The organism is Mesorhizobium sp. INR15, from assembly GCF_015500075.1.
In the GTDB taxonomy this organism is placed as follows: domain Bacteria; phylum Pseudomonadota; class Alphaproteobacteria; order Rhizobiales; family Rhizobiaceae; genus Mesorhizobium.
Window position 1 is genome coordinate 3,990,249 of sequence record NZ_CP045496.1, and the last position, 23,526, is coordinate 4,013,774.

The window sequence follows — 23,526 nt, forward strand, 5'->3', positions numbered from 1 at the left end:
CTCTTGCTGGAACGGTCACCATGACATTGGCTTCAACATCCTCCGTCACCCGAAAGAGGGGCTCAACGGCGCGCAAGGATTTCGCGTGGTTCGTGCGTCGTGGCCTTTTGCTGAGCGTGGCGTTGATCGTCTGCGCCGGGGTCATCGGGACTGTCCGAGCCGACAGATATTCGCCCGAGCAGTGGTTCGATCTCGTTGCATTCGGCCTCACGCTTGGCGGCGTCTACGCTTTGATCGCGCTCGGATACAGCATGGTCTATGGCGTGTTGAGGCTTATCAATTTCGCCCATGGCGACACCATGACCGTCGGCGTGTTCATAGCCTACTTCGTTGCCCGGGGTCTGGAACACACCGAGCTTTTCGAGACCAGCCCGGTTGTCGCGGTGGCCATCGTTGTGATCGTGGGGGCGGTGGTTTCGGCATTGATTGCCCTGCTGGTGGAGCGCTTTGCCTATCGGCCGGTGCGCGCCAACGGAGGCTTTGCCCCGCTGATCACCAGCATTGGCATGTCGTTTCTGCTTCAGCAGACATGTCGCGGCATGTTCGGCTCCGGCGTCAAGGCCTATCCCGACCCGGCCTGGCTGCAAGGGTCCATGGCCTTGGGAACATTTTCGATCCCCTATGTCGAGGTCATGGTCCTCTGTGCGGCGGCGCTGGTGATGGTGGCTCTCTATCTCGTGGTTCACGGAACCCGGATGGGCACGGCCATGCGCGCCACCGCGGAGGATCCACGCGCGGCCGTCCTGATGGGCATCGATATCAACAAGGTGATCGTATTCACCTTCCTGCTCGGCGGACTGACCGCCGGAGCTGGCGGCGTGCTCTACGCCCTGATCTACAAGCAGGTCTATTTCATGATGGGGTTCCTGCCTGGCATCAAGGCCTTTGGAGCAGCCGTTCTCGGCGGCATTGGCAGCATTCCAGGAGCAATGGCCGGAGGCATCATCCTCGGTCTCGCCGAAGGGGTAGGCCCAACCCTCATTCTCGATGGCCTGGGAATTCCTGCCCCCTATCAGTTGCGCGATCTGTTCGCATTCGCGCTGCTCATAACCGTTCTGATCTGCAGGCCGCAGGGCCTGTTCGGCGAAGCACCCGCGCGTCGCGCCTGAGGACCAAACCATGCTACACATGTGGGAAATGCCCAAGCCGCGACAGGTCGCGGACCAGGCCAATACGATATCCGCAAACGTTCAATCCCTGGCACGGCCCGTCCTCTGTGGACTGGCCAGCGGCCTGGCCGGCCTTTACGCGGCCTTCGTGGGTATTCTGGTGCTGATGCACGGCCGCGTGATCATTGTCGACGTGCTTACGCTTGGCCAATGTTTTCTGTTGATGCTTGGACTGGCAGCGGGCGCAAAGTCGCATGCCGTGGCTGTGCCCCGCGCCATTCTGGCGGACGTGGCTCGCGGCGTGGTCGCGGGCTCGGTGTACGGCGCCGTGCTTGCCGTTGGCCTGGCGCTCTTTCAGGTCGCCTTCCTGCGAACCGTGCTTGTCTCGCTTTCCCCTGATCTTCGCCGGATGCTGTCTCTCGGGCTCGAAACTGGCCAAGCCATGGCAACGCTCATCATCGCCGGCGCTCTCCTTGGAGCGGTCGGCTCCCTTTGGCGCCGGTTGGGCGAAGGGCAGCGCAAGGTGACCCTCACCGTTGTGATTGCGGTCATCGTGGCAGGCGCTTTGCAGCAACTTCTGCAGACAGTGCTGCAGCGCTTTTCCGTGACCAAGGCCATCGGAGAGCTGCTGTTCAATTGGGCGGGTCTAAGGTGGCAGGGAGCCCTGTTGATCGGCGCGCTCGCCGCCTCGGTCAGTTCGTCCTGGCCATTGGCCAAGCGGGCGTTCGGTGCACGGCAACCGAGGCTGCATGCGATGCTGGCCGACAACCGATCGGCTGTTCAGCTTGGCCTTCTTCTCCTGGGCCTGTCATTGCTGCCAGCGCTCGCGGGCCCCTACATTGGCCAGGTGCTTCTCATGGTCGCGCTCTACACCTTGATGGGGATGGGGTTGAACATCGAGGTTGGTCTCGCGGGGCTGCTCGACCTCGGTTTCGTCGCCTTCTTTGCGGTAGGAGCCTATACGACCGCGTTGCTTACGGCGGACAGCCCGGTTGCCCTCTCAGCCTATACCTCCATCCCCGCCTTGAGTTTCTGGCTGGCGGCACCCATTGCGGTCATCCTGTCGGTGATCGTCGGCGTTCTGTTCGGCCTTCCGGTCCTTGGCGTGCGGGGCGATTACCTCGCGGTGGCCACCCTTGGCCTTGGGGAGATCGTCAGGGTCATCGTCCTGTCGGATTTCGCCGCGCCGGTGTTGAACGGTGCCCAGGGCGTGCTGCAGGTGCCCAAGCCATTCCTTGGCTCCATGGAGCTTAGCAGTCCGGTCAGCCTGTTCTATCTGACGCTTGTCTGTTCGATGTTCGCGGCATTCGTGGCCTGGCGACTGCAGGGGTCACGCCTAGGTCGCGCCTGGATGGCGTTGAGAGACGACGAGGAGGTGGCGCAGGCGCTTGGCGTCAACCTCGTCAAGGCGAAGTTGCTTGCCTACGGCCTGGGGGCGGCTTTTGCCGGGCTCGCCGGAGCCATCTTCGCGACCATGCTCACGTCTGTCTATCCCAACAGCTTCAACCTGCTGCTTTCAATCAACGTCCTGGCGTTGATCGTCATCGGTGGGATCGGCAGCATCCAGGGCGTCATCGTCGGCGCCATCCTTCTGGTCGGCTTGCCCGAACTGCTGCGTGAGTTCGGCGAGTACCGGTTCCTTTTCTACGGCGCCGCCCTCATCGCCATAATGATCATGCGACCCAAGGGGCTGTGGTCGACAATCCAGCCTTCAAGGGCGACGTCGGGGGGATCGCGATGACCTCGGCCCTGCTGCAAGTCCGCAACCTCGGCAAGAGCTATGGTGGTCTGCGCGCGGTCGCGGATCTCAATCTCGAGGTGCTGCCCGGCGCCATCCACAGCCTGATAGGGCCAAACGGCGCCGGCAAGACCACGGCCTTCAACTGCATCGTCCAGTATGTCCCGGCCAGCACCGGCACGGTCAGCTTCGCCGGGCAGAGGATCGATGGTGCCCGGCCCGATCAGGTGGCGGCCGCCGGCATAGCAAGGACATACCAGAACATCCGGCTGTTCGGCAGCATGACGGTGCTGGATAACGTTCTTGTCGGGCGCCACAGGCACCTGACGACGCCCTGGTGGTCGTCGGTGCTGTGCCTCCCCGGCGCGAAACACGAGGAAGAGGAGGCTCGGGCCGAGGCCAGAAGGTGGCTTGACTATGTCGGGCTCCACGGCGTCGAGGATCTCCCGGCAACAGCATTGGCCTATGGTCAGCAACGCCGGCTCGAGATTGCCCGGGCGCTTTCTTCCAACCCGAGCCTGCTGATGCTCGACGAGCCGACGGCCGGGATGAATCCCACGGAAGTCAACGAGATGACCCGGTTCATCGGCAAGCTCCGCGAAGACCTGTCAATGACGATCGTGATGATCGAACACCAGATACGGTTGGTCATGACTCTCTCCGATCGGGTCACCGTCATGCACCATGGCATGGTGATCGCGGAAGGCTCGCCAATCGAAGTGCAGCGCGATCCCGAGGTGATCGCTGCATATCTCGGCCATCGTCGGGCGCCGCCTGAGATGCAATCCGCAAAAACAAAAATGCAGTGAGCCGGATCATGCCCTTGTTGGAAGTCGTCGAGATCGATGTCCACTACGGAAATGTGCGCGCCATACAGGGCGTCTCGCTTCGCGTGGAGGCCGGGCAAATCGTTACCCTGATCGGCGCCAACGGCGCTGGAAAATCGACAACGCTCAATGCCATCTGCGGAGTTCTGCCCATCGGCCGGGGCGCCGTCCGCTTCAAGGGTCAACCGATCTCCGGATTGGCACCCCACAATGTCGTTCGTCTGGGCATCAGCCAGGTGCCCGAGGGGCGCCGCGTTTTCGGCAAGCTGACGGTTTCGGAAAACATCTCCCTTGGATCCTTCGTCCGAAACGACCGTCGTGAAATCCACCAGGACCGGGAACGGGTACTGGAACTGTTTCCGAGACTGCGCGAGCGCTTGACGCAGACCGCTGGAACGCTTTCCGGCGGCGAGCAGCAGATGCTGGCCATGGCCCGGGCGCTGGTGGCAAGGCCCGCCTTGATCCTTCTCGACGAGCCAAGCATGGGACTTGCGCCGATGCTCGTCGATCAGGTGTTCGAAATCATCAAGGAGATCAATAGGCAAGGCGTCACGATCCTGCTTGTCGAGCAGAACGCCTACGCGGCGCTGGAAATTGCCGATCAGGCTTATGTGCTCGCCAGCGGCGTCATTTCCATGACCGGCTCGGGTGCCGAGCTTCTGAAGCACGAGCAGGTTGTCTCAGCCTATCTGGGCGAGGGTTGAGAGATGACAGGACAACAATACAGCCACATCATCGTGGGCGGAGGATCCGCCGGCTGTGTCCTGGCGAACAGGCTTTCAGCCAGGTCCGGCAACCGCGTGCTGCTCATCGAAGCCGGCCGGGACACGCCGCCCGACAGGGTCGAGCCCGCGATCCTCGACAGCTATCCGCGCATTGCCTACTTCAACGAAAGAAACCTCTGGGCCGATCTTAGGGTCTATCTGCAGCCCGTTCCCCACAACTCGTCGGTAAAGCCGCCGTTGCGCCGCTATGAGCAGGCGCGGCTGATGGGAGGCGGGTCAAGCCTGAACGACATGCAGGCCAACCGGGGCACTCCCGACGACTACAACGAATGGCACGATCTCGGCGCCAGCGGCTGGCATTGGTCAGACGTTCTCCGGTATTTCCGCAGGCTTGAGAGAGACGTTGATTTCGATGGGCCGCTCCACGGAAAACAGGGTCCCATTCCGATACGCCGCATCATGCCGTCGGAATGGCCGCTGTTCTCGCGAGCGGTAGCCGCCGCCCTTGCCGAGGCAGGCTACAAGGATATCGAAGACCAGAATGCTAATTTCGGCGATGGTTACTTCCCTGTCGCCATCTCGAATCTCTACGACAGACGTGTCTCCACGGCCATTGGATATCTCGACAACTCGGTACGGCGGCGTGAAAACCTGCACATCCGTTCCGACTGCCTCGTAACGGGATTGCTGTTCGACGGAACAAAGGCGGTTGGCGTCAGTATCGAGCATGGCTCGAGCGTCGAGACGGTGACCGGTGCGGAGGTCATCCTGACAGCCGGCGCGATCCACAGCCCGGCGATGTTGTTGAGGTCTGGCATTGGCCCAGCGGATGATCTGCGGCAGCTGGGAATCGACATTGTCGCGGATCGGCCGGGGGTTGGCCACAACCTCCAGGATCACCCGACGATCTCGATCTCGGCCTTCCTGCGAAAGGATTCCCGCCTGGGCGATCGTCTGCGCCGGCATACCCATATTGGGCTGCGCTACTCCTCGAATTTACCGGAGTGCGGGCCGCAAGACATGTACATGGTCGCGCTCAGCAAGTCGGGTTGGCATCCGGTCGGCAAGCAGCTCGGATCGCTTACCACCTGGGTCAATCATCCGTTTTCCACCGGCCGGGTCTCATTGAAATCCGGCTCACCGCATGCCGAGCCGCGGGTGGAGTTCAACCTTCTGCGCGACCGCCGGGATCTGCTTCGGTTGACAGCGGCCATGCGCAAGATGATCGCCCTGTTCAACAACCCGACTTTGCGGGCTCAGGTAACGGACTTCTTTCCATCGAGCTATAGCGAGAGGATCCGCGACCTCGGCAAGGTGTCGACCAAGAATCTCGTTCTGACAGGCATCCTTGCGCAGCTTCTCGATGGTCCAGCAGCGCTGCGAAAGGCGCTTATCAGGCATGTCGTCACGGAGGGCGCCACGGTTGACCAGATCAACCGTGACGACGAGGTGTTGGAGGAATTCGTTCGCCAGAAAGTGCACGGTGTGTGGCACGCGGCCGGGACCTGCCGGATGGGAAAGCCATCCGACATCGACGCCGTGACGGATCACGAGGGAAGAGTACTTGGCATCCACAACCTCAGGGTAGCGGACGCGTCGATCATGCCACGTGTGCCGCGCGCCAACACGAACATCCCGACGATCATGATCGCGGAGAAAATCAGCGCGGCGATCATCAATGCGTCTTCGTAAGCCCGACAGGGTCAACACATCCGTTCATCTCGCGGTGAGGTTGGATTTCAGACGCCATACCGCGAGACACCGCGCGGCTTCACCTTAACCGCGAAATGACCAGTTAGGGCGGTAGCGCCCGATACCCAACAAGACCGGCGGAAGGACAAAACAATGAATGGCGCGGACGCCTTGCTGACCATGTTGCGCGACTATGGCGTCGAGGTAATCTTCGGTGTCCCTGGCGATACCAATGTCGCCCTCTACCACGCGCTCAAGCGGATGGATGGCGCGCCGTTGCACGTCGCATGCCGCGACGAACGATCGGCGGTGTTCATGGCGGATTGCTACGCGCGGCTTTCGGGCAAGCCGGGTGTTGCCGAGGTGCCAAGCGGGGCAGGCGCGATGTACGGCCTGCCCGGTGTGGCCGAAGCCAACAAATCGTCCGTCCCTGTCATCCTGCTCGTCAACGACATTCCTCAAATGGGGGTCGGACGTGGAACGCTGACGGAGCTGCCGATCGAGGCGATGTTCCGTCCGATCTCCAAACATACGGAAACGTTGCATCGCGTCGAGAAGCTGCCGGAGACGATCAGGCGCGCCTTTCGCATGGCCACGGGAGGGCGGCCCGGCGCAGTGGTGCTCGCCTTGCCTGAAAACCTTCTCTACGAGGAGCTGGACGTGGCGCCACAGCAGTTGCGGGCCGAGCCGCAGTGCCGGGTGGCGCCGGCCTTTCGGATCCTGCCCGAAGATGAAGCCATGGGCTGTGCCATCGATGCGTTGCTTGCGTCGAAGCGCCCATTGATCGTTGCCGGCGGCGGCGCAAACCGATCGGCTGCTGGAGAAAGCCTTGTCCGGCTGGCGGAGCATCTGGGCATTCCGATTGCCACGACGATCACCGGCCAGGGCGTGATCAGCGACGATCACAGATTGGCGATCGGCATTATCGGCGACAACGGATTCCATCCGCACGCGGTGTGGGCGTTGGGGAGGGCCGACCTTGTGATGTATGTCGGCTGCCGGATGGGGTCTGTCGCAACGATGAACTGGAAATGGCCTCCAGCCGACAATGGCGGCAAGATCATCCAGATCGACGTCGATCCCGACATCATCGCCAACACCGCGGATGTCGACTTTCCACTGATGGGGGATGCCCGCGCGACGATCGAGAGTTTCCTCGCCAGAACCAGAAGTGAAAGCTTGCCCACAGGCGACTGGATCGAGAGCATCAACAGCCGGCGGGCCGAATTCTGGACGACGATGCAGAGCGAGTTGCGCAGCCGCGAAATTCCGATCAGGCCCGAACGTGTCATCGACGCGCTCAACCTCCACCTGCCGGCCAAATGCCACGTCATATCGGATGCCGGAACGCCAACGCCCTACGCGACGCGTTTTCTGAAGCTGAACCATCGGGGATCCAAGCTGGTGATACCTCGGTTTTTCGGAGGACTTGGCTACGCCATTCCCGCGGTGGTCGGCGCCTATTTCGCGGCACCCGAATACCGGCCGGTGGCGCTGTTCGGCGATGGATCCCTTGGCATGTCGGCGGGCGAGTTGGAGACCCTGGCGCGCCTGGAAATACCCGCGGTCCTGATTCATTTCAACAACGGATGCTTCGGGTGGATCAAGGCGCTGCAGCGCGTGATGCATAAGGGCGACGGCAATGATGGGACGTTTGGGGTCGATTTTGGCCGCCACGACATGAGCAAGCTTGCCGCGGTCTATGGAATTCGCAATTTCCGCGTCGACACGACCGAGGAGCTCGAACACGCACTGGAACAGGCATTCGCATCACAGGAACCATGTTTCATCGACGTGGCGGTGGAATCGATCGCCGACCGCCTGCCGCCCGTGTATTCGTGGCTGACGAAATTCGGCGTGGATCCTGGGGTCATCGGCGTGCAGGCCATGTTCTAGCGAGAGCGCAACTCATCTGCAGCGGCACGGCAGGCCGTGCCGCTGCAATGCCGCGCCGACTAGGCCTGTTGGTCGCCGGTCTCGAGCAGCGCCTTGGCAACATCCTTCCCGCGGTTGACAGGGATTACCTTGAATTGGACAAGGTCCGCCCAGACCGCCACCCAACGCTGGAACAGGCTGACGTCGTCGCATTCCATCAACTGGAAGCACTGGGTGAGATCCGAGCTTACCCAGCTGTCGATGAAAACCAGTCCATCCGGGCATTGCCTGCCCTTGTCGCGAAAGCGCCTGTAGACGGGCAAGGCGTCGCCATTGCAAAAATTCTCGATAACCATGAACATCATGGATGACAGTCCCCCTCTGTGCAGCGGTTCGATTGTTCTGACTCCGATCCGAACGCTCTCGTGCGGGCAAGCAACTAGGCTAGGCTTTGTTCAGCGGCCGTGCGCGCCTCGATGGCCTGGACGACAGCGATCATGTCCAGCTTGCCATGCCCGAGAGCCAGGGTCTCCTCGTAGAGGTCACGGCAAATGTCGAGCAATGGCAAGGCAATTCCACCCTGCCGCGCGGCCTCGGAAATGAGATTGCCGTTCTTCAGCACATCAGCGATCGCGGCATGCGGAGAGAAATCTCGCTTGACCAGCTTGGGCGCCTTGAGGCGGGAAATGTCGCTCGCCATCTGTCCGGCCGCGAGGATCTCGACGAGTTGATCCAGGTCCAGTTCACTTTGCTTGGCGAAGTGTATCGCCTCGGACAGGCCGGTGACAGTCGCCAGCAGGAAGGTGTTTACCGCCAGCTTCATCAGCAGCGCCTTCGGCACCGCGCCGCAGACTATGGATGTCTTGCACATGGATGCCAGGATGGGTTCAAGCCCCGATATCGCCGAGGGTTGGCCGGCGACCATTGCAATTAGTTGGCCGGCCTCGGCCGGCTTGCGCGAACCCGACACGGGGGCTTCCACATAGGAGCCGCCCGCCGCTGTGATTTCCTTGTCCAGCTCGAGCGAGTAGCGCGGAGAGGTTGTTCCCATGTGGACGATCACGTGGTTCGCAACGCGTGTCGTGAATTTTGGACCGGATCGATCAAGCACTGAATCGATTGCCTGATCATCGGCCAGCATCAGGATGACGACCTCGGTCGAGGCGAACAGTTCGTCCAGGTTTTCGGGAACGCTGGCGCCGGCCTGCTGTAGCGGCATGGTTTTTTCGACAGACCTGTTCCAGACGGTCAGTGGCCTTGCCTTGACCAGATTCAACGCCATCGCCGAGCCCATGGAGCCGAGGCCGACGAAGCCAATGCGCGGAGCCTGAGCCATGGATCGACCTCTTTGGGGATTGGCGAGTGACGGTGGGATGACATCAGCAGGGCGGTTGCGCCGACCCTTGGTCGCGCGAACCAGGATCAAATTGTCAGCGCCCCAAGACGATGCCAACGGACAATCTCTCGATCCGCATGAGCAGCTTTCACTTGTCGCGGCAAAGCAATCGGGCGGAATAAAAGAACCGGGTGCTGCTTCCAAACCGTCGGCATTCGACATCTGTGGATACGCCCGCATGGCTGCACAATTGGAAATCCAGGAGACTGATCCGGTTTCGCTCACCGCTCGCTGCGGCAAGCGTGTCGCCGTTCGTGAGTTGCTGGGTTCGGAGCAACATGCGTGCGACGCCTTTTTTGGGCAGTTGCACTGGTCCGACGTCAGGTGGAGGTTTGGCGGGCCTAGAACTTCCAGCGATTGCTTGCTTCCACGCCACGACCGCTCCGGCCGAAGCCTGGCCTTCGCAGCCTGCCGCAAGGCGGAAGACATCCTCGGTGTCATCAACGTCGAATACATTGGCGCCGGCACTGCAGAGGTCGGGCTGATCGTCAGATCGGATCTCAAGAGCCGAGGGATTGGATCCTTGCTGCTTTCGCATGTCATGGAATGGTCGCGGGCGAGCGGGCTCAAACAGCTGATCGGTCACGTCATGATCGACAACAAGGCGATGCTTCGCCTGGCTTACGCGGCAGGGTTCAGGTGTATTGGCGGGGATGAGATTCTGGTCGAGTTGATCTGGCCTGCCCCTTCTGCGGCTTGATCGGCGGCCCTACTCTTGGCAATAGACCGGGTGTTCGGAACTAACCTGAATTCGCGTATGCTGGGATCAGGTCAAACGCGCAACTTGGATGATCCGATGGGGACATGGAAACCAGATATCGAAGAGGGACTGGGACCCCTCTACGAGCGCATTGCAGACGCAATAGAGCGGGATATCCATGGCAGCCGCCTGGCTCTGGGAACACGCTTGCCTCCGCATCGCGACCTGGCACAGACGCTCTCTGTGAGCATCGGTACCGTGACAAAGGCTTACGGCGAAGCGGAGCGCCGAGGCCTCCTGTCTTCGCAGGTCGGTCGGGGATCGTTCGTTACCGCCGCCGCTGCGGAAGGGCTCATCTCCGCTCATGCCGAACCAATCGACCTGGCTCACAATTTTCCTCCGGTAGGGTCGACGCCGCGGCATTTGGCGGATGCGCTGGGACGGCTTTGGCGGCACCAGGACTTTGCGGCGACGAGCCGCTACACTGTGGCGGAAGGCCTCGAGAGTGCGCGCAAAGCAGCCAGCCGATGGTTTCATCGCCGGCTCGAACTCCGTGACCCCTCACCGGGTAGATTGATCCAGACGAATGGCGGGCAGCACGCGCTCTCGCTGCTTCTGGGAACGATGTGCCGATCAGGCGATACAGTATTGTGCGAAGCGGCGACGTTCCATGGATTGAAGCTGATCGCAAAGACCGAAAACCTCAAGCTGGAAGGCGTCGGCTTCGACGCCGACGGTCTGGTTCCGGACTGGCTTGACAAGGCCGCCGCTGCGACGGGAAGCAAGGTTCTTTACACGATACCGACTCTGCAGAATCCCACCGCGATCACCATGTCGATCGGTCGACGCCTGGAAATCGCCGAAGTCGCCCGGCGCCGCAACCTGTTGATAATCGAGGACGATGCGTATCGGGCTATCGCTGGTCCCGATAGCATGCCCCCGTCGCTTGCCGACCTCGCGCCAGAGAGAACATTCTACATCGCATCACTTTCGAAGTGCATGTCCCCCGGCCTTCGGCTGGCCTTTGTCATGCCACCCGACGTCTCGTGGCGCGAACGCCTGCTGAACCGCGTGGTCGCGACCGGCTACGCTCCGCCATCGCAGAATGCCCTCGTATTCGCCCAGTGGGTGGAAGATGGCATTGCTGATGCCATTCTTGACAACATTCTTGGGGAAATGCGGCTTCGCACGACGATGGCCTTGAGGGCCTTGGGTGATACGGTCTCCCGGCCTGGCGCAGCACAGACTTTGCATATCTGGCTCCCCCTCGATCCCCTGGCGGCCGAGCGTGCGTCCGGCCGTGCGCTTCGGGCTGGCGTCCAGGTAACCCCTCCCGATGCACTTCTGGTCGGCGAGGGTGTCAGTGGCTTGAGGATCTGTCTGGGCGGCGTCGCCGATAGGGCGGTGCTTGAACATGCTCTGCGGATCGTGTCTCAGTCGCTTGGCGAAGAAGTGCCCGGCCGGTCAAGCGCCATTGTTTGACAGAGGGCGGGTCGAACTCCCCAACGCCTGCTGTTACGCCTGACCGTGCACGATCAGCTTGGAAGACAGCGACACTCCGTTGAGAGGACGCCGATCGATCGGGGACGCGGACGATGCGGCCGGCGATGTCTGCGGCTTGAGCTGCTGCAGTATCCAATTCCTGAAAGATTTTATTTCTGGCCGGTCGAAGGATTTGTGGGTGCCTACGAGCCAGTATCGTGTCGCCACGGGAACCGCTGGTCCGGCGATTTCAACAAGGTCGCCGGCAGCTATGTAGCTGTCCATCACAGGCTTGCGCCCAATGGCAACGCCAAGGCCTTGAATCGCCGCCTCCGCCGCGAGCTGGATCGTATCAACGTTGACGGTCCTGCGCCCCTTGATGGGCGCGAGGCCCTTCGCATGGAACCAGGTCGCCCAATCTTCCGATGCCGCCGTGACATGGATCAGTGGCACCTGGTCGAGGAATTTGATCTCATCGCCTGGGGCATGCTTTTCAAGAAGGTCCGGCGAGCAGACGGGTACGAACGACTCGGCCACCAGTTCGGTCCAGGATTCCGTCGGACGCGGTGAGGTGGCCATGCGTATGGCGAGATCAAAACCCTCGGTAAGAAAATCGACATGCCTGCGGGCCGTATCGATCGTGATGCTGATGTCGGGGTAGCGCTCGGCGAACTTTGGCAGCCTGGGCAGCAGCAAACGGTTGGCGAAGGTCGGAGCCACGCTGACCGCCAGCGTGCCGGTGGCCTTCCGGCGTCCGGGAAAGATGTCTGTCGCGCCCGCCAGGATCGTCAGGGCATGATGCACTTCAGCCGCATATGCTTCGCCTGCCTGCGTCAGCGTCAAGCCGCGGGCGTCTCTCTGAAAAAGCTCGGCTCCCAACCAATGCTCAAGTGTGCGCAGGCCGTGGCTGACGGCGCTTGGGGTAACGTGCACTTCCTCAGCGGCAAGTTTGAAGCTTCCAAGCCTGGCCGATGCCTCGAACAGACGTAATGTGTTCATGGGTGGAAGCCGGAAACCCATTGGCGTGACCTTTCCCAGAATCCGATAAGGCAGCCCTGCCGCCACCTTCGGCCACAAGATCACGAAATGACAATCAAGCCAATGTATCTGGTTCAATTATCACTTTGTACCAGACACATGGTGGGACATTGAGCGGTTCTCACATTCACACAAGTAAGACTCGTTTGCCGCCATCGCCTTGGGTAGCGCCTTGTTGGCAAACGAGAAATGGTGCCCGGGAGTGCCCTGTGCGGACGAATTCAGCCCAATCGACCCGTGGCGCCAGTTCGGCGGTGATCAACCGGTTGCGTTGTCTGTGCCGGGCGTTGCTAAACCGGCTGGCCGTGAGAACGCTCCTCGAAATGGACGACCATCATCTCCAGGATCTCGGTCTCAAGCGCCACGAAGTGCTCCAGGCGCTAAGGTCGCCCTTGCACGCTGATCCATCGCTCGCGCTTGCGACGCTTGCCCGGCAGAGACAGGAATATCTCAACTCGTGCCAAGGAGACTGTCCTTGATGCCGGGTGCCGGACGGTCACGATCGTCCATGGACCACTGCAACACAAACGCGCCTAGTCCGACCAGCGCCATCGATACCCATGCGGTCATATATGACCCGGTAAGGTCGTAGCTTACCCCGCCAAGCCAAGCCCCGGCAAAGCCGCCGATTTGATGGCTGAGAAACACGATACCGAAAAGAGTGTTGAAATGCTGGAGGCCAAATATTCTCGCCACCGTTCCTGATACGAGAGGGACAACGCCTAGCCAGAGCAATCCCATGATGGCTGCAAATGCCAGGGTTGAAAATGCAGATACCGGGAACCATACGAACGCCGTGATGGCAACCGTGCGCAGCAGGTAGATGAGCGCCAGGAGCTGCTTGGGCCGGTATCGGGTGCCGAGGCGCCCCGTCACGTAGGATCCGACTGCGTTGGCAATTCCGATGACGCCAAGCGCGATGGCGCCGATTTCGGTTGAGACGCCACAAATCCCCAGATAGGTCGGTAAGTGAACGGTGATGAACTGAAGCTGAAATCCGCACGCGAAAAAGGCCAGCGTCATGGCCACGAATCCGGGATGTCGGATAGCCTCTCCAACCGCCTGTCTGGTGTTTGATGCCACAGCGCTGTGGTCTTTGGCCGGTGCCGGTTTGCCACCGATGAAAAGGGCGATCACGCCAATCGTGGCCGCAACCGCTGCGAATGAGAGAGCCGCTGCCTGCCAACCGTCGTTTTCAATGATAGCCTGGCATACAGGCGCTATCACCAGTGTTGCCAAAGAGCCAACCGCGGAAACGGCACCCACCGCCTGCACACGCTTTTCCGGTGGGACGCTTCGCGAAACAGCCCCAAGGACCAATCCGAAACCACAGCCAGCGATTCCTACTCCCGAAAGCACGCCGGCACCGATATTGAGGCCAATCGTGGGGCCGCCCAGGGCCATCAACAACAGGCCGGCGGAATAGAGGAAGCCACAAACGACCAGCACGGGGCGTGGACCGTATCGGTCTCCAAACATCCCTATCACCGGCTGCGCCAGTCCCCAGGTCAAATTCTGCAGCGCCAGGGCAAAACCGAAAGCACTTGCCGACACACCAAGCTCGGCACGCATCGGCTGAAGAAAAAGGCCCAGGCTTTGGCGCAGGCCCATGCATAGCGACAACACGGCCCCAGCCACGATCATCGTAACCAACGGCGATGGCATTCGGCTTGTCGATGCTGGTTGGTCGGGACGCGGGATGAATTCAGTCAACGAATGAACTCCTGATTGTCGGCTGGCCGATCCTAAGCCAACCGACAACCATCAGGCATGTGAGAACCGTTCACCTGTTGGGAACATCGCTCATCATGCAATCGCTTCGCGCGTTAAGGGGCAGAGGGCTCAAGCTGCTCGTAGTTGTATTTCCCGTCGGCTCCCTTTTTCCAACGATAGACGACATAGTCTGGGTTCGTGGTGTCGCCCTTTTCATTGAAAGTCCGATCTCCCAGGACGGTGTGGAAAGCGCCGTGAGCCTTGATCTCCTTTGCCACCGTAGCCGGATCAAGGCTCTTGGCGGCCTTGGCGGCTTCGGCAATCACCTGGACCGATGCGTAGGCATAAAGCGTATAGGCCTCAGGCTCGAAACCGGCCTTCCGGAAAGTCTCGACGACCTCTTTCGCGGCGTCACGATTCCGGGGATCCGGCGGGAAGGTAAACGTGAAACCGTCGATGGCGTTTCCAGCAATCGCTGAGATTTCGGAAGAGACGGTGCCGTCATCCGACATCATTGTCGCCTTGAGGCCTTGATCGGCCAGTTGGCGAAGGATGAGCCCAGCCTCGGTGTGAAGCCCGCCATAATAGACAACCGAGATTCCCGCGTCCTTCATCTTCGCGATCAGGACGGAAAAATCGACGTCTCCAGGATTGATCCCTTCGTACATCACCTCGTGCACGCCAGCTGCATTCATGGCTTTCTTTGTTTCGTCGGCGACGCCCTGGCCGTATGGCGTCTTGTCGTGGACGATGGCGATCTTGGCGTCCTTGAAGTTCTTGGTCACATAGGCGCCCGCCACGACGCCTTGCTGGTCGTCGCGTCCACACATGCGAAAGGTGTTCCAAAGGCCGCGTTCGCTGTAGCGGGGATTGGTCGAGGCAGGCGTTATCTCAAGCACGCCATTTTCGGCCAGAACTTCCGAGACGGGTATCGAAACGCCTGAATTGTAGTGACCCACGACGAACTGAACACCGTCGGCAACGAATTTGTTGGCCACCGAGATGCCTTGCTTGGGGTCCGACACGTCATCGCCGACGACGATCTTGAATTTTTCCCCGTTGACGCCGCCCGCCGCGTTCAGGTCGTCAGCCGCTTGTTGGGCGCCGCGCAGGATTTGGGCGCCGAAGGCGGCGTTTGGTCCTGTAATCGGTGCGCCCACGCCAAGGAGAATTTCAGCGTTCGCGCTTGCCCCAGCAGCGGCAAAGGCCGCCATGGCAAGATAGGGGATTAGTCGTTTTCTCATTGCAGAGCTCCACTTGATGGGACGGTGAGAATGCTGGCCCTCCCGCGGCACTCACCCTCGCCACGGGAATTGGACGGGACAGACAGGGTTCGCGCACGACCTCTGTCTTCTGAGTTGGGACTGGGATCGATTGTCAGACTTTCTCCACCTCGGCTTTGCCCAGCAGGCCGGAGGGCAGGAAGATCAGGACCACGACAAGGATTGAAAAAGCCGCGACATCCTTGTAGTCGACCGAGAAATATGCCGACCAAAGCGCCTCGATGAGGCCAACCATCAGCCCGCCGAGCACGGCGCCCTGAATCGAGCCAATGCCGCCGAGAACCGCAGCGGTGAAAGCCTTGACGCCCGGGATGAAGCCGCTCGAGAACGAGATCACGCCGTAGTACATGATGAACATCGTGCCAGCCACCGCGGCCAGGGCCGCGCCCATTATGAAGGTCAGCGAAATGGTGCGGTCGACGTCAATACCGAGAATGGCCGCCATCTTCGGATCCTGCTCGCAGGCGCGCTGAGCCCGGCCAAATGGCGTCTGGTTGACAAGGTACCAGAAGACAGCAAGCAGCACTGCCGTGACGCAGATGACAGCGATCTGCTTCAGCGCGATCACCACGCCCATGATTTCGTAAGTCTGCGAGACCATGGGCGGGATCGGCTTGTTGCGAGGATCCTGCACCACCTGAATGAAGTTCGACAGGGCAATCGACACGCCGATTGCCGTTATCAGCGGCGCCAGCCGGAACGATCCACGCAGGGGCCGATAGGCGACACGTTCGATGACCCAACTCCATAGTCCGGTCAGCAGCATCGCCACGATGACCATGATCAGCAGGGCCAACACCGCCGGGATCGAATGGAACAGGGCGCCGAGGGCCAGGAACACGATCAACGCGGCGAAAGCTCCGAGCATGAAGATGTCGCCGTGGGCGAAATTGATCATTCCGATGATGCCGTAGACCATCGTGTAGCCCAGGGCGATGAGTGCGTAGATCGCGCCCAGCGTCAGCCCGTTGAAAACCTGTTGGGCGAAATATTCCATCTATGCCTCTTGGTCCGAATTGAAGTCACTCTTTGTCGTGGACAAGAAGGCGTGGGGGGCAGGGCGCCTCAAGCGAGATGTTCTCGCGAGTAAGTGAGGAGCTTTCACACGCGCTGACAACGCATGAACGCAGCTAATCTGCGGCTGAGCGTAGTTCGCTTGCGCGGCGGCCGCGGCGCTGGCTATCAGGATGGCCTCTACCCACAGAGACTTCGGGTCGATGCAGGCTTGTGAATGGGCTTCGCGGTGATCCGATGGAACGGTCAACAAGCTTATGCCCTGGGAGAGTTCCCATTCCTGCAGTGGTCTTGGTACCTGTTGACCGTTCCTCTTTTTCTGGGTGTTGCGCGCGGAGCGTTCAATCAATCGCGCGCTAGCTAGGACGGACCGATGAAATCTGTATCCGGTCCGATCGAATTCTGGTTCGAATTCACGTCGCCTTATGCCTACTTCTCAGCACTTGAGATCGATGCGGTTGCGGGGCGCCATGCAAGATCGATTGTCTGGCGGCCCTTCCTGCTCGGTGCCGTGTTCAAGGTAACGAGGATGGAGCCGCTACCTGGCCAGCCGCTGCGCGGCGCCTACGCAATGCATGACTGGCAGCGCCTTGCGAGACTGCAGCAGGTGCGCTTCTCGTTGCCTGATATATTTCCGATCGTGTCGCTCGTTCCGGCTCGCATGACCTACGCCGTGGAAAGCACGCGGCCCGAGATCGCCGGTGGGCTGTCGCGTCACCTCCTGACCGCGATGTACGACCGGGGAGCCGATATCGCGGACGTTTTCGTCGCTGCGCGCTTGGGCGCTGAACTCGGGCTCGACGAGCAGCTTCTCTTCGATGCGGCGTCCGATCAGCGATGGAAGGATGCGCTTCGGAACAGAAACGACGAAGCCATTGAGCGCGGGATATTCGGGTCGCCGTTCTTCGTCGTCGAGGGAGAAGCGTTCTGGGGGTCGGACCGTTTGGCGATGGTCGACCGATGGCTCGCCAGCGGCGGTTGGTAGGCCTTCCGGCGTCGCGCCCTGGGTGTTGCTTAGTCGGGCAAAAAGACCGGCTTGAGCCGGCCTTCTGCTCGCTAGACATGACCGGATTTATTCCATGTCGACGATCTTGCCGTCTTTCCACGTGAACAGGCTGAACCGTGGCGAGCTGAGGTCGCCGTTCTGGCTATAAGTCAGCTCGCCTATGGCCGTCTTGATCGGCTTTCCGTCCTTCAGCGCCGTTGCGATGGCGGCCGTATCGGTGGACGTTCCGGCCCTGTCGATGCCGGCCTTCAGCACCTCGACTGCAGCGTATGCATTCAGGGTGAATGCCTCAGGCGGAATGTTCTTCTCCTTCAGTATTTTCACTGCGTCGGCGGAAGCCGGATTCTTGGTTGCATCGCTGGCATTGGTGAAGATCGTACCGGCCGCGGCGTCATTGGCGATCGCCCAATATTCCGTGTTGGAGAGGCCCTCGCCACCAATGATCTGAGCCTTGACCTGAATGTCGGCGAGCTGACGTGCGAGAAGTCCTCCCTCCGGGTGGAATCCGCCGAAATAGATCACTTCGGCTTTCTCGGACTTGAGCCGGGCAACCAGGGCAGAGAGATCCTTCTCGCCAGGCGTGACAGAAGCATAGACGACCTCGTTGATGCCTCCGGCGTTGATCACCTTCTTGAATGCATCGGCAAGTCCTTTGCCATAGACACCGTTGTCATGGATGACCGCGACACGCTTGTCCTTCAGGTGCTGCAGCACATAGCTCGCCGCCACATCGGCCTGCTGATCATCGCGGCCGCAGCTGCGAAAGACATTCGATAGGCCGCGCGACGTCAAATCTGGGGCCGTGGCTGTAGCGGTCACCATCAGGATGTTGTTCTCGGCAAAAACGTCGGACACCGGGATTGCAACACCGGAGGTTACCGGGCCGACAACAAAACGGACTCCTTCCCCGACAAGCTGGTTGGCAACCGAAACGCCTTGTTTGGGATCGCCAGCGTCGTCTGCGAGTTTGAGGACGACCTTTTCGCCGCCTATCCCGCCTGACTTGTTGATGTTGTCGACCGCGGCCTGAGCACCGTTTCTGACCAGGTCGCCATAGGCCGCGATGGGACCGGTCAAGGGTGCGACCAGGGCAATTGTCACGTCGGCTCTCGCGGCCGTCGCAACAGTCAGTGAAGCTGCCAGTGCGAGGCCTAGTGATTTTCCAAAAAGCATTATTCTCATTCCCCTTTGTGGTACGGACGTGAAACAGCGATGATCGCAAACAGGGCATCGCCGTTTTGCCGGCGGACAATGACGACGCCCGAATGGGCGGGCAAAAGAGAATTGTTCAACGGCGGGTGAGCGGCGCTCAGGGCGACACTCAAAACAACAGCCACTTGAAATCCCCACCCTGGTCCCGAACAGGAACCAGACCGGGCGAGTGAAACGGACATCAAGGGATCAGGACGACACTGCCGGTGATCTCGCGTCTCTCCAGTTTCCGGTGAGCTTCGCCGACACGCTCGAGAGGAAATGTTTCGCCCGCGAACCGGCCGATCTCTTCCTTCAAGATCATGCCAAAGAGTGCGTCCGCCGCTTTTTCCAGCCACGCACGATCGCGCGTGTAGTGAAATAGAACTGGGCGCGTGACGGAAAACGAGCCCGCTGCAAGGTCCGAGATCGCGAAATTCTTGATGGGGCCGGACGACTGCCCAAAGCAGATCAGCCTGCCAAAAGGCTTTAGGCACTTTAGCGACCCCGGATAGGTATCGGCCCCTACGGAATCGAAAACCGCGTCAACGCCGAGCCCGCCCGTGATCTGCTTGACCCGATCGACGAAATCCTCGGACCCATAATCGATCACATGCTGGAAGCCGGAGCCGCGTGCGGCCTCGCATTTGGCCACGCCGCGCGCTGTGCCAATCGCGGTCGCGCCGAGGCTAGACAGCCATTGGCCGGCAATCGAACCCACGCCGCCGGCGGCAGCGTGAAACAGGACCGTGTGGCCAGGCTCGACCTTGAAGCTCTCGTGAAGCAGGTAGTAGGCAGTAAGGCCCTTCAGCAGCGAACTGGCCGCATCTTCGTCGCGGATCCCATCTGGCACTTTCACCAGGACGTTCTGTGAAATATTGCGGTGAGACGCGTAGGCGCCGGTTGGCATGGTGTAGGCAACACGATCGCCAACGGTGAAATCCACGACATCGGAGCCTAACCGTTCGACGACGCCAGCGGCTTCGCTTCCAACGATCAGGTCTTTTTCAACCGGCCAAGGATAGGCGCCCGAACGGTAATAGACATCGAGAAAGTTGAGGCCGATGGCGGCGTGCCGGATTTGAACCTCACCCGGAGCCGGAGCCAGTAAGTCGATCCCGGTCTTGATCAGGGCGTCGGCATTTCCGGGCCGGGGCGCAAGCATGGCGAATGGCATTGGATCTCCATTTTTTCTGAACGATTGTCAAAGGAACGATGGCCACCAGCCGTTGAAAGTCATGCGGCGGGTTGCGGTCGCGAAGGTTCTGCGGCGGCCTAGCGGCCTCTCGCGGGCCGACCGGTCAAAAAGGCGGCAGGACCTGTGGTGGTTGCGGCACAATGGCGGCGGGCTTCCTGGGGCGCCAGGCCGCGACTTGTCGCCGTGGCGGCATGAGCCCGGCGGGGAAGTGCTGCAGCATGATCTGCAGGATCAGGCCAACCAGGAACAGCCTGGCGAACGGCGCGCGGTGAGCCCAGTCACCCGAAAGACGGGAGGTGACGAGTTCGGACGCCGACCACATCGTCCAGATGACCGCGGCACCCAGAATCGCGCCACGGTTGCTGCCATTCCCACCAACAATCAGCATGACCCAGACAAGGAAGGTAATTTGCAATGGGTCGGTTGCCTCAGGCCCAACGAACTTGAAGTAGTGGGCCGTAAGAGCCCCGGCCAAGCCCATCAAGGCCGACCCGATGACAAAGCCCTGGATCCGGAAGGTTTCCACGTTCTTGCCGGCCGCGCGGGCAGCCGGCTCGTTGTCGCGAATGGCCTGCACCACGCGCCCCCAGGGTGATGTCCTCCCCCTTTCGGCCAGCCAGTAGGCGACCATTGCCAAGGTCAGGACCAAGCCTAGGAACGCGAGCGGCGCCCAAATTCCCGGCAATTGCTCGAACGGCCGGGAAATGTTGGATATGCCGCGCGTTCCACCCGTCGCCCATTGCTCGTTCTTGAATATCAATCTGAGGATTTCGCCGATGCCAATGGTTGCAATCGCCAGGTAGTCGGCCCGCAAGCGAATGCAAATACGCGCCACGGCCCAGGCAATGATGGCGGCCGCGACCATTGCAAGCGGCCAGGCCAGGACGACCGGAAGACCGAACCCGCCAATGTGCTTGGTGGTGTCAGACGTCGTCAAAATCGCGCTTGCATAGGCACCGACAGCGAAGAACCCCGCGATGCCCAGGTTGAACAGGCCGGTAAGGCCCCACTGGATGTTGAGGCCCAGCGCCATGATCGCATAGATTCCGATCATGGTCGCGAGCGCAATGGCGTAGTTGCTGTAACCGATCAGGATTTCCATGTTACTGCACCCTTCCACCGAACAACCCGTTCGGACGCCAAATGAGCATTGCGACCATGATGGTGAAGGCCACGCCGGTCTTGTAGCCGGGTGACAGAAGGGCATCGCCGCCAAACCACGGATAGCTGCTCAGCTCTTCGGCAAGGCGATCACCAGGCCACCAACCATGGCCCCGTATGGCCGCCCGAGCCCCCCGAGGATGGCGGCCGCCGACATCGGCAGAAGCAGATCCCAGCCCATGTTTGCCTGAATAAAGCCGTCCCAGCCCAGAAAGACGCCGGCGACCGCGGCAAGTGATCCGCCAATCACCCACGTCGCCTTGACGATTGCCGACGTGGAGATACCGGTCAGGCGCGCCAGATCGGGAGAGTCGCTCACGGCCCGCATTGCCTTGCCCAGACGGGTATAGGTCAAGAGCAGGTGCAGTGCCGCCATCAGGACAACGGCACAGCAGACGATCCAGATATGCCTATCGACAATTCGAAACGTGCCGAAGAATTCGGTCGAGCGCTGGATACCTCGGACATAGTAGTGCGACTCGACCCCGTAGAGCAGCTGGATAGAGGCTCTGATCATCAGCGCGACACCAAACGAGCTGATGGTCAGCACCAGGGAAGGCCGCTTCATGAGCGGCCTGTAGAAGAAATGGTTGATGCCAAGGCACAGGACGGATGTGCAGAGCATGGCTATCGGCAGGGCCAAAACCGGATGCAGGCCCAGCAGGCCGACGAAAGTGAGTGCGAAATAGGCTCCCGCCGTCATGACGTCGCCGTGAGCGAAGTGGGTGAAGCGCAACACGCCAAAAAGCAGCGTTAATCCGATCGCGCCGAGAGCGTATATCGAACCGGAAACGATGCCAGGAACGAGATATGCGTTGATGAAAATGAGTATCTGATCCATCGGCTAGCCTCCCAGAAACATTTCCGCGACTTCCCTGTCGCGCACGAGATCGTTTCCGGGGCCTTCATGCCGGTTTCTGCCATCGACAAGCACGTAGCCGCGATTGGAGATCATCAATGCCTGCTTGGCATTCTGCTCCACCATCAGCACCGACGTTCCGTTGGCGTTGATACCCAGAACCAGGCTGAAGATTTCCTCCGCGTATTTGGGGCTTAGTCCGGCGGTCGGTTCGTCGAGAAGCATGACGCTGGGATCGGGCATGAGCGCGCGCCCCATGGCCACCATCTGGCGCTGCCCGCCGGACAAGCAGCCCGACTTCTGGTGCCGCTTGTCGCGCAGTGGTGGAAACAGTGTGTAGATGCGCTCGAGCCCGGCTCTGACATGCCCGCGAGAGCAGAAATATCCGCCCAGTTCCAGATTTTCCTGAACCGTGAGGGAGGGAAATACATTCTCGGTTTGCGGGACAAACGAGAGGCCTTTCCTGACGATGGATTCCGGGCTGCTGCCGGTTACGTCCTTGTCGCCCATCCTGATCCGGCCGTCATGAATGTTCAGCAATCCGACGGCCGCCTTCATCGCGGTCGACTTGCCGGCGCCGTTGGGTCCAACAATGGCAACGATTTCACCGGCGTCGAGGCGAAGGTTGACGCCGTGCAGGATCGGCACATCCGGCCCATAACCGGCGACGACGCCCTCGAGGGACAAAAGGCTCATTGCAAAGCCCCAGCGTCAGACGATCCAAGGTAGGCCGCCAGCACCCTGTCGTCCTTCTTGATGTCCGACATGCAGCCTTGTGTCAGCACCGATCCCGACGACATGACGATCACGGTGTCGCAAAGGCTGGTGATCAGATCCATGTTGTGTTCGATGATGCAGAATGTGGTGCCGCGCTCCCGGTTCAGCCGCACGATCATCTGGCCCAGTTCGGTCAGCAGGGTTGGATTGACGCCGGCACCGGGTTCGTCGAGCAGCACCGTCCCGGCTCCCGACATCATCGCTCGGCCCAGTTCGATCAGTTTGCGTTGTCCCCCAGAGAGATTGCCGGCGGGCAGGTCGCGGACTTTTTCCAGGCCGAGAAAGGCAAGCGTATTCCTGGCCTCCTCAAACACCTGCTCTTCACGCTCGCGGACGGCGTGGGGATTGAACCAGGCCGTGATGGGGTTTTCGCCGGGCTGGCGAGCCGGAACCACCATCAGGTTTTCCAACACGCTCAGCTTGCTGAATTCGTGCGGTATCTGAAATGTGCGCACCAGCCCGCGATGGAACAGTTCGTGAGGCGCAAGACGCGTGACGTCCGCGCCATCAAGGATAATTCTGCCAGAATCCGCGAACAGAAATCCTGTCACAATGGAAAACAGGGTCGTTTTGCCCGCACCGTTCGGCCCTATCAGCCCGGTGATAGAACCCCCTGCTATGTCGAAGCTGCAATTCTCTACCGCACGCAAGCCACCGAATGATTTGCTTATTCCCTGTATCGAGAGCCCCGCGCCTGGCGGTGCCGCCCTCGATTGAGGCATGACAACTTCTTTCATGATCG

The 23,526-nt window shown here is 60.6% G+C and carries 23 protein-coding genes; 10 read left to right on the top strand and 13 right to left on the bottom strand.

Translation table 11 applies throughout. The features are described 5' to 3' along the window. The first annotated feature begins 20 nt into the window (after nucleotides 1-20). The 6 genes from GA829_RS19440 to GA829_RS19465 all read left to right on the top strand — a co-directional run bounded on the left by GA829_RS19440 (nucleotide 21) and on the right by GA829_RS19465 (nucleotide 7,987). On the top strand, nucleotides 21-1,109 hold the full coding sequence (locus GA829_RS19440; RefSeq protein ID WP_195174309.1) for a branched-chain amino acid ABC transporter permease: 1,089 nt from the start codon (nucleotides 21-23) through the stop codon (nucleotides 1,107-1,109). 10 nt (nucleotides 1,110-1,119) lie between these two features. Continuing rightward, nucleotides 1,120-2,850 carry a branched-chain amino acid ABC transporter permease gene (locus tag GA829_RS19445; RefSeq protein ID WP_195174310.1) on the top strand — a complete coding sequence of 577 codons (1,731 nt, stop codon included), beginning with the start codon at nucleotides 1,120-1,122 and terminating at the stop codon, nucleotides 2,848-2,850. Further along, nucleotides 2,847-3,656, top strand: a complete 810-nt coding sequence (locus GA829_RS19450) for an ABC transporter ATP-binding protein (RefSeq protein ID WP_195174311.1) — start codon at nucleotides 2,847-2,849, stop codon at nucleotides 3,654-3,656. The genes GA829_RS19445 and GA829_RS19450 overlap by 4 nt, the downstream gene beginning before the upstream one ends. Nucleotides 3,657-3,664: 8 nt before the next feature. Continuing rightward, nucleotides 3,665-4,378, top strand: coding sequence for an ABC transporter ATP-binding protein (locus GA829_RS19455; RefSeq protein ID WP_195174312.1), 714 nt, complete (start codon nucleotides 3,665-3,667; stop codon nucleotides 4,376-4,378). 3 nt (nucleotides 4,379-4,381) lie between these two features. After that, nucleotides 4,382-6,091, top strand: coding sequence for a GMC family oxidoreductase (locus tag GA829_RS19460; RefSeq protein WP_195174313.1), 1,710 nt, complete (start codon nucleotides 4,382-4,384; stop codon nucleotides 6,089-6,091). Nucleotides 6,092-6,244: 153 nt separating this feature from the next. Further along, nucleotides 6,245-7,987 carry a thiamine pyrophosphate-binding protein gene (locus GA829_RS19465; RefSeq protein ID WP_195174314.1) on the top strand — a complete coding sequence of 581 codons (1,743 nt, stop codon included), beginning with the start codon at nucleotides 6,245-6,247 and terminating at the stop codon, nucleotides 7,985-7,987. A 59-nt stretch (nucleotides 7,988-8,046) separates the two neighbouring features. Here the strand turns inward: GA829_RS19465 and GA829_RS19470 are convergent, their stop codons facing one another. Both GA829_RS19470 and GA829_RS19475 read right to left on the bottom strand, forming a co-directional pair. After that, a complete protein-coding gene (locus tag GA829_RS19470; protein WP_195174315.1) occupies nucleotides 8,047-8,331 on the bottom strand; it encodes a DUF3303 domain-containing protein in 285 nt (94 codons plus the stop codon). Between the two features lie 74 nt (nucleotides 8,332-8,405). Then, entirely contained in the window at nucleotides 8,406-9,302 is an 897-nt protein-coding gene (locus GA829_RS19475; protein ID WP_195174316.1) for an NAD(P)-dependent oxidoreductase, read from the bottom strand. On the opposite strand from GA829_RS19475, the gene GA829_RS19480 reads away from it, so the two are divergent. Both GA829_RS19480 and GA829_RS19485 read left to right on the top strand, forming a co-directional pair. Next, nucleotides 9,301-10,062 (top strand): GNAT family N-acetyltransferase, encoded by a 762-nt coding sequence (locus GA829_RS19480; protein ID WP_195174317.1) that lies wholly within the window; start codon nucleotides 9,301-9,303, stop codon nucleotides 10,060-10,062. The two genes, GA829_RS19475 and GA829_RS19480, sit on opposite strands and share 2 nt — an antisense overlap. 96 nt (nucleotides 10,063-10,158) lie before the next feature. Further along, a complete protein-coding gene (locus GA829_RS19485; RefSeq protein WP_195174318.1) occupies nucleotides 10,159-11,544 on the top strand; it encodes an aminotransferase-like domain-containing protein in 1,386 nt (461 codons plus the stop codon). Nucleotides 11,545-11,577: 33 nt separating this feature from the next. On the opposite strand, the gene GA829_RS19490 is transcribed toward GA829_RS19485, so the two are convergent. Continuing rightward, nucleotides 11,578-12,543, bottom strand: coding sequence for a LysR substrate-binding domain-containing protein (locus tag GA829_RS19490; protein WP_210337676.1), 966 nt, complete (start codon nucleotides 12,541-12,543; stop codon nucleotides 11,578-11,580). Nucleotides 12,544-12,887: 344 nt separating this feature from the next. Between GA829_RS19490 and GA829_RS37570 the strand changes: the two genes are divergently transcribed. Then, nucleotides 12,888-13,061, top strand: coding sequence for a DUF1127 domain-containing protein (locus tag GA829_RS37570; RefSeq protein WP_374940427.1), 174 nt, complete (start codon nucleotides 12,888-12,890; stop codon nucleotides 13,059-13,061). Here the strand turns inward: GA829_RS37570 and GA829_RS19495 are convergent. The 3 genes from GA829_RS19495 to GA829_RS19505 all read right to left on the bottom strand — a co-directional run bounded on the left by GA829_RS19495 (nucleotide 13,033) and on the right by GA829_RS19505 (nucleotide 16,575). Beyond that, complete coding sequence (locus tag GA829_RS19495) at nucleotides 13,033-14,295, bottom strand: MFS transporter (protein ID WP_195174320.1); 1,263 nt, start codon at nucleotides 14,293-14,295, stop codon at nucleotides 13,033-13,035. The genes GA829_RS37570 and GA829_RS19495 overlap by 29 nt on opposite strands. 113 nt (nucleotides 14,296-14,408) lie before the next feature. Further along, nucleotides 14,409-15,539: a branched-chain amino acid ABC transporter substrate-binding protein gene (locus GA829_RS19500; RefSeq protein ID WP_195174321.1), complete on the bottom strand. Its 1,131-nt coding sequence runs from the start codon at nucleotides 15,537-15,539 to the stop codon at nucleotides 14,409-14,411. A 133-nt stretch (nucleotides 15,540-15,672) separates the two neighbouring features. Further along, nucleotides 15,673-16,575: a branched-chain amino acid ABC transporter permease gene (locus GA829_RS19505; RefSeq protein ID WP_195174322.1), complete on the bottom strand. Its 903-nt coding sequence runs from the start codon at nucleotides 16,573-16,575 to the stop codon at nucleotides 15,673-15,675. Nucleotides 16,576-16,965: 390 nt separating this feature from the next. Here GA829_RS19505 and GA829_RS19510 point away from each other — a divergent pair, with 390 nt between their 5' ends. Then, nucleotides 16,966-17,577, top strand: coding sequence for a 2-hydroxychromene-2-carboxylate isomerase (locus GA829_RS19510; RefSeq protein WP_195174323.1), 612 nt, complete (start codon nucleotides 16,966-16,968; stop codon nucleotides 17,575-17,577). Between the two features lie 87 nt (nucleotides 17,578-17,664). Here the strand turns inward: GA829_RS19510 and GA829_RS19515 are convergent, their stop codons facing one another. From GA829_RS19515 to GA829_RS19545, 7 genes are all read right to left on the bottom strand, one after another. Continuing rightward, nucleotides 17,665-18,771 carry a branched-chain amino acid ABC transporter substrate-binding protein gene (locus GA829_RS19515; RefSeq protein ID WP_195174324.1) on the bottom strand — a complete coding sequence of 369 codons (1,107 nt, stop codon included), beginning with the start codon at nucleotides 18,769-18,771 and terminating at the stop codon, nucleotides 17,665-17,667. 5 nt (nucleotides 18,772-18,776) lie between these two features. Beyond that, a complete protein-coding gene (locus GA829_RS19520; RefSeq protein ID WP_195174325.1) occupies nucleotides 18,777-18,935 on the bottom strand; it encodes a hypothetical protein in 159 nt (52 codons plus the stop codon). Between the two features lie 56 nt (nucleotides 18,936-18,991). Then, on the bottom strand, nucleotides 18,992-19,966 hold the full coding sequence (locus GA829_RS19525; protein WP_195174326.1) for a quinone oxidoreductase family protein: 975 nt from the start codon (nucleotides 19,964-19,966) through the stop codon (nucleotides 18,992-18,994). Nucleotides 19,967-20,090: 124 nt separating this feature from the next. Further along, nucleotides 20,091-21,089: a branched-chain amino acid ABC transporter permease gene (locus GA829_RS19530; RefSeq protein WP_195174327.1), complete on the bottom strand. Its 999-nt coding sequence runs from the start codon at nucleotides 21,087-21,089 to the stop codon at nucleotides 20,091-20,093. Nucleotides 21,090-21,218: 129 nt separating this feature from the next. Continuing rightward, nucleotides 21,219-21,989: a branched-chain amino acid ABC transporter permease gene (locus tag GA829_RS19535; protein ID WP_210337678.1), complete on the bottom strand. Its 771-nt coding sequence runs from the start codon at nucleotides 21,987-21,989 to the stop codon at nucleotides 21,219-21,221. A 3-nt stretch (nucleotides 21,990-21,992) separates the two neighbouring features. Continuing rightward, nucleotides 21,993-22,703, bottom strand: a complete 711-nt coding sequence (locus GA829_RS19540) for an ABC transporter ATP-binding protein (protein WP_195174328.1) — start codon at nucleotides 22,701-22,703, stop codon at nucleotides 21,993-21,995. Then, nucleotides 22,700-23,521: an ABC transporter ATP-binding protein gene (locus tag GA829_RS19545; protein WP_258051788.1), complete on the bottom strand. Its 822-nt coding sequence runs from the start codon at nucleotides 23,519-23,521 to the stop codon at nucleotides 22,700-22,702. The genes GA829_RS19540 and GA829_RS19545 overlap by 4 nt, the downstream gene beginning before the upstream one ends. Nucleotides 23,522-23,526: the final 5 nt, after the last annotated feature.